The organism is Marinomonas sp. HM11-D (genome assembly GCF_057626615.1).
The window spans coordinates 18449-35603 of the sequence record NZ_JBMMKT010000002.1; the positions used below are offsets into that span (position 1 = coordinate 18449).

Consider the following 17155-nt stretch of genomic DNA (forward strand, 5'->3'; position numbering starts at 1 on the left):
TCAAAAGATAAAATGATGAGGTGTTATGTATCCAATCTTGCTGGCGGCACTGGCGCCAATCTTGTGGGGCAGTACTTACGCTGCCGTAGGGCTATTTTTAACAGACTTGCCACCGATCTGGATGGCGGTTTGGCGTGCCTTGGGGGCTGGAGTCTTTCTCTGGCTATTTGTACGCCGCCTGCCACGTATGCATTTAGGTAAGGTGTTTGTGTTGGGATTTTTTAATATCAGCTTGTTTTTCATTTTGCTGATGATGGCCGCTTACCGATTGCCAGGCAGTGTCGCAGGCACTTTGGGGGCGACCTTGCCGCTACTCTTGATCGTGATTCAATGGCTAGCGCAAGGCAAAACGCCACAGTTTAAAGCCACATTGAGTGCATTAGTCGGCCTTGTTGGGGTGTTATTACTGCTCAATCCATCGGCCAATTTAGATCCCATCGGGGTGGGCTGCGCATTGGGGGCAACGCTGGTGGTGGCGATTGCGACCTTGCTGACTAAGCATTGGCAAGTGGATGACATCCTTGGTGTGGCCACTTGGCAGCTCTTGATGTCTGGCGTGCTGTTGGTACCCATTGCCTGGTTCTTTGAAGGCGCTCCGAGCATGATCACTATGTCTCAAGTACCGGGGCTAATTTGGTTAGTAATCCTAAATACTGCTATTGGCTACTTGATCGCGGTAAACGCCATTAAACAAGTGGGGCCGAATACGTTTGGCATGTTATCCCTATTAAACCCGATCGTCGCCGTAGGGTTAGGTATGTGGACAATGCAAGAGAGCTTAGGGGTTTTGCAGTGGCTAGGTGTGGCGCTGGTGATTGGCTCTTTATTGGTCGCGAATATCCGTTTTAAGAGCCAATTACCTAGAACAACTAGCTTTAGCCAACCACATGATACAGCTGCTTAGGACGGCCGCCGGTATTGTAGTTTAGGCTCATGCTGACCATGCCTTGCTCTTCTAAATACTCTAAGTAACGACGGGCGGTGATGCGGCTGAGCTCCAGTTCATCGCCTATTTCTTGGGCAGAGAAGGGCTCTTGGCGCAGTTTAATGTGCTCGACCATGGTTGCCAAAGTGGTGGCATCAATGCCTTTTGGGGTCTTGCGAATTTTGCTCGGCGTTTTGCTTTTGCGCATCAGGTCATCAATCTGCAGTTGATCGATATGATCGGATTCTTCTAATTTGGACTGGAATGCGACAAAGTCATTCAGGGCTTGATGTACGCGAGACAAGCGTAGTGGTTTAACCAAGTAATCGTTAACGCCGAATTGAATGGCTTGCGCCACCATGCTCGATTCTCGCTCTGCCGTGGTCATAATCACCGATGCACTGAGATTTTGTTGACGGATTTCGCGCAACAATTCCATGCCATTGCCATCCGGCAGACTGATGTCTAATAGGATCAGATCGGGCTGTTGTTTTAGGTAGATATGCGTTTCTGCCACCGACTCCGCGGCGGCGATCACTTTAAATAAAGGATGCTGATTGACGGCTTGCTCAAGGGTGTAGCTGGCTTGTTGATCGTCTTCTACGATCAAAACAGAATATTGTGTCATTGTTCTAACTCTCGTTTATCTAGGTACACACTAAACACCGTGGTGTTTTCGTTGCTGTGTTCCCAGTCAAGGCTGCCATTGTAGCGTTTAACGATACGACTAACCAAATAGAGGCCAACGCCATGTTGTGATGGGTCAGGTTTACTACTGACGCCTAAATCATAGATGCGTTGGGCGATTTTCTCATCTACGCCAGCACCACTGTCTGCCACAGTAATCATTAAATAACTGGTGCGATCACTGATAAAAAGATCCGTAGTCGCTTGGGCATTTGGGTTATGGGTGGCTGCGTAAAAGGCGTTTTCCAGTAAGTTACCAATCAAGCTAATCAGATCGTCATTAACGGATTGGTCGTAATTTTTTAATTGGCTGTCTTCATCTAAGGTGAAGGCAATCTGGTGTTCGGTGGCGTAATTATACTTGGACAAGAGCATGCCTGCGACCGGACTGTTTTCGATGCTTTTCACCAAGGCACCGAGCATATTTTGGTGTAGGTCGCTCTCTTGCTGTAAATAATCGATGGCAGCTTGGGTTTTGCCGGCTTGCAATAAGCCCGAGATGACGTTGAGCTTGTTATTGTGTTCATGGGTTTTTGCGCGTAGCTGATGGGCATAGGCCGTGGTGCGCGCCAATTCTTGCTCCAGCTCAGACATATCTTGTTCGTGGTTCAAAACGATCAAATAGCCCGAATCTGTGCTTTCGACATTTAATGGGTAGAGCGATGCGGCAAAATCATGGCGACCCAAGGTAATCGAGTGTTTACTACGATTACTTAGACTATCGACAATCAGTAGAGATAGACCTTGCGACAGTTCCTCAAGTGGTAAACCAATCAGCTTCTCATGATCTTGATCCGGTGCCAGCCAATAGCTCGCAGCATCATTAATCGCAGTGATCTTGTGTTGTCGATCAATAGCAATAATGCCTTCGCGAATGCTACCGAGCAGCAAGCTGTGTTCTTTAAAGCGTTGTACGATTTCTTCTGGCTCATATTCCAAGAAGGTACGCTTTAATTTACTCAGCAAGGATAAGGTCAGAATAATAGCGCTGATGTAAATAAAACCGAGCCAAAGAATGGCCTCAAGGTAGTAGTTAAACAGCAGGTCTGTGATTGACTGATCAAGGTAACCAATACTGACGGCTCCGATAACGTCTCCGTTCACTGTTATGGGGGCAAAGTTACGGATCGCTGAACCTAAAGAGCCCGTTGCTACCGTGGTACGAGTCAGTCCTTGCGCTAAAGTGGGCTGGATGTCCTCGCCAATAAAGCGTTCGCCAACGCGCTCCTGTTCTGGATGGCTTAAGCGAATACCGTCTTTATTGGTCACCACGATATAAGACGCATCGGTTTTGGCGCGAATGGTTTCGATGTAGTCACGGATGCTTTCAAACGACCCTTGGTTCGAGCGCTGAGTGGCTTGGATCACATGCGCGTCGTTGGCCAATACTTTTGCCAACTCAATGCCCCGTTGACTCACACCATCTAGGTAGGTTTGCTTGGTGACAAATACCAATAATCCACCTGATACCGCAATGATCAGGGTGATGGTAAATAGAATGATCGCAGTGAGATAGGATTTGAGTGTCATGGTATTGGCGTTCATGGGCGAATACCAAGCATTATAAAGAAGGGGAGAGAGCCCTCATAGAGGGCTCTTTATATCGGAACAGTTTAAGCAAGCAGTTGAATCGCAAAGGTTGCCAGGATCAACATAAATGCGCCGCCGATTCGAGATGAAATCTGTGCAAATGGCATTAGCTGCATACGTTTGCTCGCGGCCAGTACGGCAACGTCACCGGTACCACCCATATTGGCCATACATAGACCACCGGTGATGGCTGATTCGATAGGGTAGAAGCCCATCATACGGCCCACGATACCGGCACCCACCGCAGCACCTAGTACAGTCGCGAAGACCATGACAAAGTACATCGGCGTTAGCGCGTCAATGATCTGGTTAAGATCTGTGTAGGCAACACCGATACCCACTAGCAATGCAGGGGTTAGGTTACTGACCACAAAGGTGTACCAAGCGTGAGCGGCTTTTTCTAAACGCTCAGGCATTAGGCCAGATACTTTGATCAAGGCGATAGAAAGAATCATCAGCGCGTAGGTGTGCATGCTGATCACAGACGATAGCAGAGTGCCTAGGAAGAACATGCTGATTGCAATCAAAGCACCCATACCTAGTTTTTTCACATCTAGAGAGTCGCTTGCTGTCGATTTGTCTTCAATTACGTCAGCAGAACCACGAATTAGCTCACCATTACCGGTCCAAGTCGGCTTCATTTGACCCACTTTATGCAGCATGCCGGCAATGACAATCGCAATGGCGTTACCAATGGCCAGCGCTGGCACCATTTGTGACATCAGTGATGCCGCGTCCATACCGGTACGACCAGACATGATTTCTACCAATGGCACAGCACCGGCACCCATGCCGCCGCCCATAATCGGTAGAGCAATCAGCATTAGCGATTCAAACAGGTTCTTACCAAAGAACAAGCCAATTACGCCTGCAAATAGGAAAGAGATCGCGACGGCACCCAAGATCACTGGGATGTATTTCAAAGCCGCTTTTTTAAGCGTATCCGTACTCATGCCCAAAATAGAGCCGGTTACTAGGCTGGCTACATAGAAGGAAAGGAAACCGCCGCTTTTAGTGAAAGTCGTGATTTGTTTTTCAATGTCGCCTGATAGGAAGCCACTGTGGAATAGGTAAGAGGAACCGAAGATAACGACGATAGCACCACCGCCGAAAAACTGATTGATGATCGGAGTACGGTCGCCCAAGTAGTTCAGGATAAAACCTACGATGACCATTGCGCCTAATGCGCCAATCATACCGCCTGGTAATTGGTTAAAGAAGGTTGCTAGTAGGATTACAAACGCCGCAATCAGAAGCACAATTTTTACTTCGCGTTGGTCGTTTGATGAGATAGCTTCGTTAGTGATCATGAAGAATACTCTCTAGGTTTGTGATTATTATTGGAGCGCAGTCTACCAATCTCTGGGCGAGACAGAAGCCTTGGGTGGGTTAAGAAAGTAAACGGTGGATTTGAAACTTTTGTAATTCACATTAGAGAATTAGTGAAAACATTTTTGAATGGAAGAGCAGGGGATTTTCTGGAAAATCAACGCAAAACGCCCAGAAAACAGGCTGTTTTCTGGGCGTTTTTAACAAGGACGATCAATAGTTGGCTTTGAAACCGATGCGGAAACCACCCCAATGTTTGCCTTTAACAAAGATCGGCACGGACAAATCGTGCAAGATATCACCGGTATCACGCTTGTAAGTTTGCATTAAAAATGAATCCGTATGGGCACCACAGCGACGACCAGTCGGGTCGTCAAAGATGCGTTTGGTACGGTTATTTACCAAGTCTCTATCAAAATCCCCCGTCAACGGCTGTGTGTAACGACGGTTATGGGTTGGGAAATAGCCTTTACGATCCACGGCGCCCGCATACAAAATGTGTTTATGGCGCTCTAAAATCGGCTCTTGGATATCGGGCAAAAACTGATCGGTAAACTTATCGTACGCTGTTGCATACTTAGTGGGACGGGTATTGGCAATCGGAGTGTAGCTTTGATCGAATAAGGCGTTCATGCTGATTTTGCCTTGGTCGATCCAAGACTCAAATAATTGCCCAATCTGCTCAGCGGCCTGCCGACCTTCAGCAAGAGTGTCTTTAAATAAGCTATTATGCGGTATGCCGTCTAGGGTCAAGAACACACTCTCTGCGCCTTGACTTAAGCCTCCTGCCTGATGAGACAACTCTTCACTGCGCTGGGAAAGCGTGGCTAATGACGTACTGATATCGTCGATGGAGCTATTGATTTGCAAACTGGTTGATTGGAAGCCAAGGCTGGATTGCTTAATCTCTTCCATAGACGCGGAAGCTTCTTGTACATCTTGGGTGATCTTAAGGAAGATCTTGGTCACATCGCCTAATTCTTCTTCTAGCAATTGGCTTTGCTCGGTCACTTGGGCCATATCATCCCGTGTACGCAGGGTATTACTGCGCACTTCATTTAGCATATCGGCAATCTGTTGTGAGGCTTCGGCACTTTTCCCAGCTAGGGTTCGCACCTCGTCAGCAACCACGGCAAAACCACGTCCCTGTTCGCCGGCTCGGGCGGCTTCAATGGCAGCGTTCAGCGCCAGTAAATTTGTTTGCTCAGAAACGCCCTTGATCACATCTGTGATGGATTCAATATCGTCGGCGCTTTGCTTTAAACGCTCTAGCTGTTCTGCGGCACTGTTCACAGCCTTGGCTAGTGCGGCAATGCGCTCTGCACCTTCACGTAGTTTGTATTCTGAATGGGACGCCGCTTGGGCAGTTTGCTCCATAGTGCTGTTAACCGTGACAATGTGATTAGACACTTGCTCACCGGTGGTACTTAGATCTGAAGTCGCTTGGGAGATTTGTTGACTATGATCCTCTACAACCTGAATGCTCTTGGTGAGGCTGTCTACAGCGAAAGACACTTCGGCTGAGCCAATTGCCATTTTCGAGGCAGTAGACGAAACATTGGCGGCAATTTGGCTGGCTGCACTTTCTGGTTGTGCTTGAGTTGTTGAAGTGTGGCCAGTGTGGTGTTGTCGGAAATATTGACGGTGACTGACCATGGCAATCACACCATTGGCGGCACAGATACACCAGGTCACGACAGCAAACCAAAGAGGAATGTCGAAATTAACGACCCCCACTACTGATACGATAGCCATGATCAATGTGGCAATCCAGATTTGCACCATACAAGAGTCACTCCGAGTTATTTTTATTGGGTTCAATGATTAAACCACTTGGGCCATGAAAAGGCGTTACACATAAGACGAAAGTATTAACTGGCGAGTGCAAATTCATTGTTCTGGAACGCTTTCTTGAATTTGAAACAATGATTAACAAAAGAATGAAGTATGGAAGTCAGTGTAGGTGTATCGAAACTAAGCGCGCCTTAGGCTAGGCTTGCAGGATTGATAGTGTTTATTGGAGAGAGACATGTCAGCAGCAATACAACAGCGACTAAAACTGCAAATGTTTTGGCCGACGTTTGATCCTTTTTTATTTTGTGCATTTCATAATGACCGCTTTCCAGAGGGAAATGGTGCTTTGGGGCCTGCGGCCTCGTTAGCGGGACGCAATATTGGCCAAGACTTCGCGGGTATCAATGGCTGGCGTATGTATCACGGTAGTAAGGTGCCAGGCTTCCCAGCACACCCGCACCGTGGTTTCGAGACGGTGACGATTGTTAATGAAGGCTTTGTCGACCATGCAGATTCCATGGGGGCAGCGGGTCGTTACGGTCAAGGGGATACGCAATGGATGACGGCGGGTAAAGGTGTGCAGCACTCGGAAATGTTCCCGCTGGTTTACGAAGATAAGCCCAATCCAATTGAATTGTTCCAAGTGTGGCTGAATTTGCCTGCGAAAAACAAAATGGTTGAGCCGCACTTTGGCATGCTTTGGAATGAGCAAACGCCAATTGCTAAAGTGCAAGATAATGCGGGTAATGAAACCCAGGTCAAAGTGGTTGCAGGAGCTTATGGCACACCCACAGGGGACACGATTTCACCCTTGGCGCCACCGCCAGACTCTTGGGCAGGGGATAAAGAGAATGATGTGGCGATTTGGATTATTGATCTAGCGCCTAATGCCACTTGGACCTTGCCTGCTGCCAGCGCGGGTTTAAACCGCACCTTGTACTTCTTTGAAGGTCAAACAGGGCAAATGGACGGCACCGAGATATCCGTTCAAGAAGCCTATGTCTTGGATAGCAGCGCGGCCGTGGAGATTAAGAATACCGGTAATAAAGCGCGTTTCTTATTGCTACAAGGTCGTCCGATTGGTGAACCCGTGCAGCAACATGGCCCGTTTGTCATGAACACCCGTGAAGAGCTACAGCAAGCTTTCTATGATTACCAACGCACCCAATTTGGTGGTTGGCCTTGGCAAGACAGCGACCAGACTCACGGTACCGAGAAAGGCCGCTTTGCTAAATTCGCTGATGGCAAAATGGAAACGCCAGAGTCAGTTTAAACTTTAAACACCCAAATTTTAGACAGGGAAAAGTTGATTGAAATGATCGCAAGGAGGCGATCATTCATTCCTACAGGGAATGTCGGAAATTCTAATTATTCCTTTTACAAATGGCAAACAGGGGCGCATCCTTCCCGCCATTGTGAACTAACAGGAATGAATACTTCGACATGTGGATCTTTGTCACTTTATTTGCCGCGGCCTGCCAGGCCTTTCGTACCGCTCACCAAAAAACCTTATCTCAAGAGCAAGGCTTTTTACATGCCACCATGGCGCGTTCTTTATATGGTCTGCCATTGGTGACACTGTATTTAATCGTATGTTGGTTTGCACTGGGAAGCATTTCTTTTCCTGATGCTTTGGCGTTTATCGGTTACGCTACTGCTTGTGCGTTGGCGCAGGTGTTAGCCACTTACCTAATGCTACGTGTGTTTCAGTCTGGCAGTTTTGCTTTAGGCACCTTGTTGGCGAAAACTGAGGCGGTGCTAGCCGCCTTGATTGGTATCCCTTTATTGCACCACTCGTTAAGCTTTACCGCATGGATGGGGATTGTGTTGGGGGTGTTTGGTGCCTTGGTGATGAGTATCCGTTTACAAAATCTACGTCATGTCCACAAAGATATGTCTTTAATCGCGGGTCTTGGTAGTGGCTTTTGTTTCGCCATCACCTCGGTAACGGCGTCGTTGGCCAGTCATTCTTTAGAAGGCTCGATCATCACCAGCGCTGGCGTGACCCTATGGTATGTACTAGCTTTACAGTCAATTATCCTATGCGCCATTCAGATCATCATGACCAAGGATTTGCGTGCTCCGGTCAACCGCTCCGTCAAGCTAAGCTGGAAGGTGGGAATTTTAAGCTCCTTAGGCTCGATTGGCTGGTTTACCGGTTTTGCTTTAGTTAATCCAGCGCTAGTGAAAACCTTGGGCCAAGCCGAGATTCTCGGTACGCTATATTTCTCCAAACGCCGCTTTAATGAGCGCATCACCATTCAACAATGGTTGGGAGGCGTCATGATCTTAGGCAGTGTGATTTTAGTAACCTTGGCAACCATTTAAATAAGAGGGCGTTACCATGCAAACCAATCATATTAATTACGTGGAGTTGCCAGCGAAGGATTTAGACGCGAATAAAGCCTTTTTCAGTGATTGCTTTGGCTGGACGTTTGAAGACTACGGCCCAGACTATACTGCCTTTGCAAACTCAGGCTTGGATGGTGGCTTCTTTCGTGCGGACTTTACCTCAAGGCCACAAACCGGTGCGGCATTGGTCGTGCTGTACAGCGATGAATTAGAAGCCACATTGGCTAAAGTTGAGCATTGTGGTGGCACGGTGGAACAGCCGATTTTTGAGTTTCCTGGTGGCCGCCGTTTTCATTTCCTTGACCCGTGCGGTAATGAATGGGCGGTTTGGTCTAAAGTAAAAACAGAAAGTTAGATCGGCCAAATACTCAATTCACACTATATGGGGGCTGCCAATGAGCCAAGCATTAACCAATGAATTGATCGGGTGCCCCTATTGTGGTGAAACCATTGAAGTGCTGATCGAAGCAAGCGATGAGAGTTATGAATACATTGAAGACTGCCAAGTGTGCTGTCGTCCCATTGTGTTTCATATTGAGGTAGATATTAGCGGCGAGCAGACGCTTAGCGTCCACTCGGAGAATGATCTCTACTAAGGTGTTAGCGCTTTTTAGTGCTGTCCTTGAAGTCTTCTTTGAAGTTTTTCAAATGCACGTCAAGAGCATCACAGGAGATGTTGATCTCTCGCACCGATAGAAACAGCGAATAGAGCAAACACGCCAAACTCGCTGCAAAGATATAGCCGCCCACCAACTCGTAATTCCAGTACAGCGCCATCATAGACACCACACACAAACAAAAGCTAATGACACCGGCTTCCTGCATGCGACGAATTAAATAAATACGTTTACGCAGGTTGGCGATCTGTTGTTGCGTGCTTTCTGTACTGTGTTCAGGGTCGAAATTTCGGATAAGAGACGCTAGCGTAACGAAGCGGTTAGTGTAAGCAAGAAGCAGCAGCGACACTGCTGGGAAAAGCATGGCAGGTGTGGTCAGCGATATAGTCATATGCATCTTCTGGTAGTGAATGGGATACCAGAATCATCCTCTATGGTTGTTATGGATTCAACCTGCCATGTGTGTTTTTCGAAACCTAGGGTTTATTGTAAGTTTCGAAATCGCGTATTACTCGTTCACTTCTCCAATCACAGACTGTGACCATTTAGCTTGAATGTCATCAAAGCCAAAACCTTGTGCCAATAACCAATGCACCTTGGTAAAAGCGGCTTCAAGGGTGATATCTTTACCATCCAAAATGGACAGACGGTTGAGAAGAGAACCCGCTGCATAAGCCCCTTGAGATGTGCCGCCGTGGGCGCACTGGGTCACATTAATGACCACTTTTTTACGGGCTTGCATGGATTCTAAAAACGCCACCAAATCTTGGTTTGAGTCGGCGATATTGCCGGCACCATAGGTTTGCAACACAATCGCTTTACAGTTTTCGTCGTCTAAAAATCCTTGATAAGCACTTTTTGGCAAGCTCGGGTAGAGTGGCAAAATGCCAACGCTATCCAGTGCAAACTCATAATCACGAACTTTTGGGGCCGCCGTATGATGAGCGTTTAATTGCGTGCCAGTGAAGTTCTTATGAATCGACAGTTTTGCCAACGGCTCCGCATTAAACGACTGGAACGCAGCAAAATCATGGCTGGAGAACTTGGTCACACGGTTGCCTTGCATCAAAGTATGATGGAACAACACGGTGGCCATACCAAAGCTTTCTTCACCTGCAATCGCCAGCGCCGCTTCAAGGTTACTAATGCCATCACTACGACTCATACCCAGTGGAATTTGCGATCCCGTGATGATCACGTTTTTATCGCAGGCACCGAGCATGTAAGACAACACAGAAGCGGTGTAGGCGAGGGTATCTGTGCCATGCAGCACAATGAAGCCTGAGTACGCCGACCAATTGCTTTGCAAGGTGTCGTAGATCTTACTCCAGTGATTAGGCGTAATATTGGAACTGTCGATCAGAGGATTCAGTTCAATCACGTCAAATTCTGGTAGATCATTCAAGCTATCGCCAAGAGTTTCTTGAATACGGCTCGCTAGGCCTGGCGCTGGGGCAAGGCCTTGCTCAGTCGGCACCATACCAATGGTGCCGCCCGTGTAGATAATAAGAAGTTTCTCTGTCACTTTGTCTCCTTGACGATCAGCTCTTTGCTCGAGTTGGAGCGATCATGTTTTCCGGCTTTAACAACTCGTTTAATTCATCTTCGGTTAATAGCGCTTCTTCTAATATTAGCGATTTCACCGTCAGGCCGCTTAGCAATGCGCGACGTGCAATACGCGAAGAATTGGCGTAACCGATACGAGGCACCAAAGCTGTGATAATACCAATGCTGTTTTCAACGTGCGCCAAGCAAGCTTCTTGGTTGGCTTGAATGCCGCGAATACATTTGTGCTCCAGCATTTCGCAGGCTTGTTTCAGCATTTTTAGCGAGTTCAATAGATTATAGATAATCATTGGCTCCATGGCGTTTAGCTGTAATTGACCCGCTTCAGCTGCCAAGGTGACCGCTAAATCAGAGGCCATGACTTGATACGCGGTTTGGTTCATCGCCTCAGGAATCACAGGGTTGACCTTGCCTGGCATAATCGACGAACCTGGTTGCATTTCAGGCAGTTTAATCTCGCCAAAGCCAGTGCGTGGGCCGCTTGAAAGTAGGCGCAAGTCGTTGCTCATCTTGCTCAGTTTTATCGCCAAACGCTTCAGAATGCCAGAGAAGAACACAAACGCGCCCATGTCAGAGGTCGCTTCGACTAGGTTAGAAGCTGGCACTAAAGGCTTAGTCGAAATGGTGGCTAGCTTCTCCACCGCTTTCGCAGAATAGCCTTCTGGGGTGTTAATGCCTGTACCGATTGCGGTACCGCCAAGGTTCACTTCACACAGTAGCGCACAGGCTTCTTTGATACGGTCGATGTCTTCGCCCAAGTTCACGGCAAACGCCTCAAACTCTTGGCCAAGGGTCATAGGTACCGCGTCTTGCAGCTGCGTACGGCCCATTTTTAGCACGTGAGCAAACTCTTTGCCTTTTTCTTCTAGGGCTTCTTTAAGGGATCTTAATGACGGAACAAAGTTATCCGCGGCAAACTGAATACCCAAACAGGCTGCCGTAGGGTAGGCATCATTGGTCGATTGTGAGCGGTTCACATCATCGTTTGGATGAAGGTATTGGTAGTCGCCCAAGCTATGGCCAAGCTTGGTCAAGCCAATGTTGGCGATGACTTCGTTGGCGTTCATATTGGTGGACGTACCGGCACCGCCTTGGATCACATCGACGATAAATTGATCGTGATACTGACCATTAATCAGGTCTTGGCAAGCGTAGACGATGGCGTCGGCTTTTTCTTCACTGAGCAAACCAAAATCTTGGTTGGCACGCGCTGCCGCGGCTTTTACCATGGCTAAAGCTTTGATTAGCTCCGGGAAGTGAGAAATGGGCACGCCCGTGATGGCGAAGTTTTGCGCCGCGCGCAGCGTTTGGATGCCGTAGTAGGCATCCGCCGGAACGTCTAAATTGCCAAGCAAATCGTATTCAGAACGAGTATTCATAACAGCATCCTAAAAAATGGTGTGTAGCGCTACCGAAGACACTGCACACCCAAGGTGGAAAAGTCATCAGTGCTTAGCGTTTTGGCCAAGCGCTTTCATCCAAATTAAGATCAGCGAAGTCTTCCGCGGCAAACGTCGGCGTAGTGACGCCCATTTTGCGTTGGTCTTCGTAGTGCTTCATCACGCGTTTCGCGGGTTTAAACAGCAGCGCTAGCGCAATCAGGTTGACCAAGGCCAATAGACCCATGGTTAAATCAGCAAAGGCGAAGACCGTACCTAGGTCTAGAATGGCGCCCACACAACATAGACAGATAGTGATCACACGGAAGGCATTCATCACAAAGTCGTTGTTACCACTGTGGGTGATGTAGCTAACGCTGTTTTCACCTAGGTAGTAGTTGTAAAGAATGGTCGAGAAGCCAAACAGTAGCAGTGCGATACTGACAAACACGCGGCCCCATTCACCTAAATGAGTTGCAAGGGATGCTTGAGTCAGAGCGACGCCTTGTACTGAGTCTTGGATGCTTGGGTCGTAAGCAGAACCCAACAAGATGATCAGCGCGGTACAGGTACACAATAGAATCGTATCAATAAAAACTGAGAACGACTGTACAATACCTTGGTTCGCTGGGTGTGGAACGTAGGCCACCGCGGCAACGTTTGGCGCGCTACCTAGACCAGCTTCGTTAGAGAACAAGCCACGTTTAACACCCATCATGATGGCGGCACCGATACCACCGCCGATGGCAGGCTCAAGGCCGAAAGCGCTTTTTACGATCAACTCTAGCATCGCAGGGATATCAGAAAGGTTAAGAGCAATGACGATGATGGCAATTAGAAGGTAACCACCGGCCATGATCGGCACCAATACTTCGGCAACCTGTGCGATACGTTTTACACCGCCAAAAATGATCAAACCAACGATCAGAGACAGACCGATACCGCTGAAGTACAGCGGGATGCCAAAGGCATCTTCTAGAGACGTTGCAACGGAGTAAGATTGTAGGGTAGTGAAGGCAATACCAAAGGTTGCGAACAGTAGAATTGAAAAGATAACGCTGAGCCATTTCCAGTTTTTACCAAGGCCGCGTTCGATGTAGTAGGCCGGGCCACCACGGTAGGTGCCATCCTCTTCAGAGGATTTGTACATTTGTGCCAAAGTACATTCGAAGAAGCTGGTCGCCATGCCCATTAGACCAACGATCCACATCCAGAAAATTGCGCCAGGACCACCTAGGGTAATGGCAACCGCGACACCGGCAATGTTACCACCGCCAACACGCCCAGCGACGGATAGAACTAGGGCTTGAAAGGAGCTTAAGTGCTTGTCGTCATGCTGACGGTTTTTGCATGACAAAATGCTGAACATGTTACCGAAATAACGAAATTGAACGAAGCGAGAGGCAACGGTGAACCAAACACCTAAACCGATCAGTACTGCAATCAGTACTTTGCTCCATAGCAGGTCGCTAAGGATAGTTAACATAGGTACTCCTAATGTGTTGATTGTATTTATTCGACTAGGAGCGCTATTGAAACCAATTGAGTTTGAAAAGGGGAGTTTGTAAGCTGGTTTAAATAGATGTTAGTTGATGTTTTAATAGCGTCACTTGACGCCATTTAATGGGTTTAACTACCTTTATAAAGGCGCTACTATGCGGGGAATTATGGGGGATGATATGAACGACAGTTTTCCAGAAAACCTAAGGTTGCTCTGCAGCTATTACAAATCCATTGCTGATGTATGTCGCCGTTTGTCGATCAATCGTCCGCAGTTTAACCGCTATTTAAGTGGTACCACTTTCCCTTCTAACAGTACCTTGCGCCGCGTGTGTGATTTCTTTGGGGTGGAAGAGCATGAGATTCTATTGCCCCACAGCCAGTTTCGACGATTATTGCAAGTGCGTCCGATTGCCGAGCAGGAACCTGTTGCTAGCACGCCGGAGCAGCAATATTTCGACCAGCTAAATAGCATTGGTCAGTATGGTATCGAAAAGTATGTGGGCTATTACTTCGAGTATTACTTGTCCATGGCGTACCCAGGCAAGGTACTGCGCACCTTGGTGTGCTTAGAGCGTCAGGGCAATAAAACCTATTACCAGCGTACCGAGCGTTTGAATCCCCGTGCGACAGGTAAGCCGTTTCATGGCATGTACAAAGGTATCGTGCAGTTTTTGGGGGACCGTATCTTCTTACACGATTACGAAACTCTGACCAACTTGGAAATGACGCAAACCATTTTGTACCCAACTTTTAAAAACCGTGTCGATCGCTTAACCGGCCTCCGTTTAGGCGTCTCGGGCAGCGGTGAGCGTATGCCATGCTGTACTCGTGTGGTATATGAGTTTATTGGCAAAGACATTAAACGTAATAAAGTGCTGCCACTGCTGGGTTTATACGATTTTAATGACGAGCGTTTGGACGATGATATTCGTGAGTCGATTAAGAATGACATTGCCGACGGCGAGTGGCATTTTAGAGCACGTTTTTAATTATTTAGCAGGATACAGGCTTTATGGCAGATAGCTTACCTTGGCAATCACGAGATCTTAGTCGTCACTTGGAAGCGTTACAGCAAACAGTAGCGACGAATGCACAGCAGGTGTTTATTGCTCCGTTTGTGCAGCAAAACGCTAAAGCCAAGGGCTCTTTATCGGGAGCAGTGGTGTCTGTGAAAGCCACTTTTGATGTACAAGGTTACCAAACGACAGCTGGCTCGACACTATTAGGCCAAGCGCCTGCTAAGCAAGACGCGGATGCCGTGGCGCTGTTAAAAGCCGCCGGTGCGAGCATTCTCGGCCACACCAATATGACTGAACTGGCATATTCTGGTGTTGGCCTAAACCCTCACTATGGCACCCCTGCGAATCCGCTGAATCCTGAGCATATACCGGGCGGCTCTACTAGCGGCGGCGCTGTTTCCGTGGCCACAGGTTTGGCGGATATTGCGCTGGGTACCGATACCGGCGGCTCGCTGCGTATTCCGGCGGCGTTCTGTGGTCTAACAGGCTTTAAGCCAAGCCAAAACACAGTATCAAGAGTCGGCTGTGCGCCGCTGTCTGATTCCTTGGACAGTGTTGGGCCAATGGCCAAGGACGTTGCGACCTGTCGCTTAGCTTGGCAAGTGCTCTCAAACAACCAAAGCACGGATATTAGCCGTCAGCCATTGACGCTAGTGGTGCCTGAGAACTTTGGTCTAGATAACCTAGATGATGCCATCAAAAGTGGCTTTGAGGCTGTAGTCGAGCAAATCAAAGCCAACGGCTTTAATGTTGAGCAAGCTTCCATTGAGCTGTTTGAAGACTATAAGCAGCTACCTGTTTGGCAATTTTCTGCGATGGAAAGTCGCCGTCATTATGGGCCATTATTTGATTTGGAATCTGAGCAGCTTGATCCGCGCGTACGAAAACGCATCGCCCGTGGGGCAAATGTGTCAGAGCAGGCGTTTGCAGAAACCTGTCAGCAGCGCCAGCAATTGATTACACAGTTCGGCGAGCAATTTGCCAATACGGTGTTTTTATTGCCGACGGTAGCTTGTTGCGCGCCAAAGTTTAGTGATTTTGCCAGCGATGAAGACTTTGATCGCATTAATTTACTGTGCCTACGCAATACTACCTTTGCCAATGTGATCGATGGTTGTAGTGTGTCCTTGCCCTTTATGCACCAAGGTGAGCCGATGGGGGTGCTGTTAACAGCGCTGAACGGGCAGGACACTGCTTTATTGGCGCTGGCTGAGCAAATAGAAGCCTTACTTCGCCGCTAAAACTAATACATTTCTATCTCTCCTAGGAAGCCTTTGTAAGTTTATGCAAAGGCTTTTCTTATTAAGCTTTGTTTAAGAAATCCCTTCTACTCTTGCCCAGTACTGTTTATTCACTCTAGGAGAGAGTTCATGAAAGCACTGCTAATTTCTTCTGTTATTGCTCTAACGTTTGCTGGTTCTGCCATTGCGGGTCCAAAGTGTACTGATGCCGAGCGTGGTGCTTGGATGTCACAAGACGCCATGAAACAGCAGATTACGGATCAGGGTTACCGTATCAAGAAATTCAAAGAAACCAGTGGTAACTGTTACGAAATTTATGGCTACGATAGTCAAGATCGTAAAGTGGAAATCTACTTCAACCCAGTCACGGGTGAAGCAGTGAAAACAGAAATCGACGGTTAATGACATCACGATTGGAGAGTTGCCATGACAGTAAATGGAAGTATTTGGGACCCTGTGATTCGGGTCTTCCATTGGACGGTTGCGTTTGCGTTTTTGCTGAATTTCTTCTTTTTAGAAGAGGGGGCTGACCCACATGAATTCGCCGGCTATTACATTCTATGTGCCTTAGCGGTGCGTTTCGTATGGGGCTTTGTTGGATCTAGGAATGCTCGCTTTAGTAGTTTCTTTCCATCTATCTCAGGCATTAAACAGCATATACAAGCGGTTCGTTCTGGCAACATTCCTGAAGAAGATGGTCACAACCCTGTCGGGGCTTTGATGGTGTTTGCGCTATTGCTGGGCTTGATTGTTACGGGTCTAAGTGGCTGGAGCCTGGATGGTATTTTCTGGGGTGTAGATTGGGCGGAAGAGGTTCATGAAGTAGCGGCTAACACAACCTTCGCTCTAGTGATCGTACATGTATCTGCCGTGGTGTTGTTTAGTATTTTGGGCCCACGCAACCTGATTTTGCAGATGGTTTCAGGCCGTATCAGTAAATAGCTGTACATTGATCTAGTACAAAATTTAGCAAAGGAGCTCTATGAGCTCCTTTTTTGTTTTAGAAATAAAATTGCAACACTGTTTATATATGTTAAGAATGTGCATAAAATAAATTTATATTTGCATTATAATTGCACTATTTTCTCATTAGAATCATATACTTGTTTAAGATGTAGTGACTTATATCAAATCTATTTGGCTGCAAGAAATA

Annotated in this window: 17 protein-coding genes; 9 read left to right on the top strand and 8 right to left on the bottom strand. The window is 47.6% G+C overall.

The genetic code is table 11. The features are described from left to right. The first annotated feature begins 25 nt into the window (after positions 1–25). Positions 26–904 (top strand): DMT family transporter, encoded by an 879-nt coding sequence (locus tag ACOSVP_RS02480; protein ID WP_487345934.1) that lies wholly within the window; start codon positions 26–28, stop codon positions 902–904. Here ACOSVP_RS02480 and ACOSVP_RS02485 read toward each other — a convergent pair. The 4 genes from ACOSVP_RS02485 to ACOSVP_RS02500 all read right to left on the bottom strand — a co-directional run bounded on the left by ACOSVP_RS02485 (position 876) and on the right by ACOSVP_RS02500 (position 6316). Further along, entirely contained in the window at positions 876–1553 is a 678-nt protein-coding gene (locus ACOSVP_RS02485) for a response regulator (protein ID WP_487345935.1), read from the bottom strand. The genes ACOSVP_RS02480 and ACOSVP_RS02485 overlap by 29 nt on opposite strands. After that, positions 1550–3157, bottom strand: coding sequence for a sensor histidine kinase (locus ACOSVP_RS02490; RefSeq protein ID WP_487345936.1), 1608 nt, complete (start codon positions 3155–3157; stop codon positions 1550–1552). Before ACOSVP_RS02490 ends, ACOSVP_RS02485 begins: the two co-directional genes overlap by 4 nt. 68 nt (positions 3158–3225) lie before the next feature. Then, on the bottom strand, positions 3226–4512 hold the full coding sequence (locus ACOSVP_RS02495) for a 2-hydroxycarboxylate transporter family protein (protein ID WP_487345937.1): 1287 nt from the start codon (positions 4510–4512) through the stop codon (positions 3226–3228). A gap of 232 nt (positions 4513–4744) precedes the next feature. Then, positions 4745–6316, bottom strand: coding sequence for a methyl-accepting chemotaxis protein (locus ACOSVP_RS02500; protein WP_487345938.1), 1572 nt, complete (start codon positions 6314–6316; stop codon positions 4745–4747). Between the two features lie 244 nt (positions 6317–6560). On the opposite strand from ACOSVP_RS02500, the gene ACOSVP_RS02505 reads away from it, so the two are divergent. From ACOSVP_RS02505 to ACOSVP_RS02520, 4 genes are all read left to right on the top strand, one after another. After that, positions 6561–7598, top strand: a complete 1038-nt coding sequence (locus ACOSVP_RS02505) for a pirin family protein (protein ID WP_487345939.1) — start codon at positions 6561–6563, stop codon at positions 7596–7598. A 170-nt stretch (positions 7599–7768) separates the two neighbouring features. Then, on the top strand, positions 7769–8653 hold the full coding sequence (locus ACOSVP_RS02510) for an EamA family transporter (RefSeq protein ID WP_487345940.1): 885 nt from the start codon (positions 7769–7771) through the stop codon (positions 8651–8653). Between the two features lie 16 nt (positions 8654–8669). After that, positions 8670–9032, top strand: coding sequence for a VOC family protein (locus tag ACOSVP_RS02515; protein WP_487345941.1), 363 nt, complete (start codon positions 8670–8672; stop codon positions 9030–9032). Between the two features lie 40 nt (positions 9033–9072). Next, entirely contained in the window at positions 9073–9273 is a 201-nt protein-coding gene (locus tag ACOSVP_RS02520; RefSeq protein WP_487345942.1) for a CPXCG motif-containing cysteine-rich protein, read from the top strand. Between the two features lie 4 nt (positions 9274–9277). Here the strand turns inward: ACOSVP_RS02520 and ACOSVP_RS02525 are convergent, their stop codons facing one another. The 4 genes from ACOSVP_RS02525 to ACOSVP_RS02540 form a co-directional block, all read right to left on the bottom strand. Next, positions 9278–9685: a DUF2721 domain-containing protein gene (locus ACOSVP_RS02525; RefSeq protein WP_487345943.1), complete on the bottom strand. Its 408-nt coding sequence runs from the start codon at positions 9683–9685 to the stop codon at positions 9278–9280. Between the two features lie 117 nt (positions 9686–9802). Then, the gene (locus ACOSVP_RS02530; RefSeq protein WP_487345944.1) at positions 9803–10819 is read right to left on the bottom strand and encodes an asparaginase; all 1017 of its coding nucleotides are present in this window, start codon (positions 10817–10819) and stop codon (positions 9803–9805) included. Positions 10820–10835: 16 nt separating this feature from the next. Next, entirely contained in the window at positions 10836–12239 is a 1404-nt protein-coding gene (locus tag ACOSVP_RS02535) for an aspartate ammonia-lyase (RefSeq protein ID WP_487345945.1), read from the bottom strand. Between the two features lie 73 nt (positions 12240–12312). Then, positions 12313–13725: an alanine/glycine:cation symporter family protein gene (locus tag ACOSVP_RS02540; protein ID WP_487345946.1), complete on the bottom strand. Its 1413-nt coding sequence runs from the start codon at positions 13723–13725 to the stop codon at positions 12313–12315. A gap of 193 nt (positions 13726–13918) precedes the next feature. On the opposite strand from ACOSVP_RS02540, the gene ACOSVP_RS02545 reads away from it, so the two are divergent. From ACOSVP_RS02545 to ACOSVP_RS02560, 4 genes are all read left to right on the top strand, one after another. Further along, the gene (locus tag ACOSVP_RS02545) at positions 13919–14731 is read left to right on the top strand and encodes a helix-turn-helix domain-containing protein (RefSeq protein ID WP_487345947.1); all 813 of its coding nucleotides are present in this window, start codon (positions 13919–13921) and stop codon (positions 14729–14731) included. 23 nt (positions 14732–14754) lie between these two features. Beyond that, on the top strand, positions 14755–16002 hold the full coding sequence (locus ACOSVP_RS02550) for an amidase family protein (RefSeq protein WP_487345948.1): 1248 nt from the start codon (positions 14755–14757) through the stop codon (positions 16000–16002). 129 nt (positions 16003–16131) lie between these two features. Further along, the gene (locus ACOSVP_RS02555; RefSeq protein WP_487345949.1) at positions 16132–16404 is read left to right on the top strand and encodes a PepSY domain-containing protein; all 273 of its coding nucleotides are present in this window, start codon (positions 16132–16134) and stop codon (positions 16402–16404) included. 24 nt (positions 16405–16428) lie between these two features. Then, positions 16429–16944 (top strand): cytochrome b/b6 domain-containing protein, encoded by a 516-nt coding sequence (locus ACOSVP_RS02560; protein WP_487345950.1) that lies wholly within the window; start codon positions 16429–16431, stop codon positions 16942–16944. Positions 16945–17155: the final 211 nt, after the last annotated feature.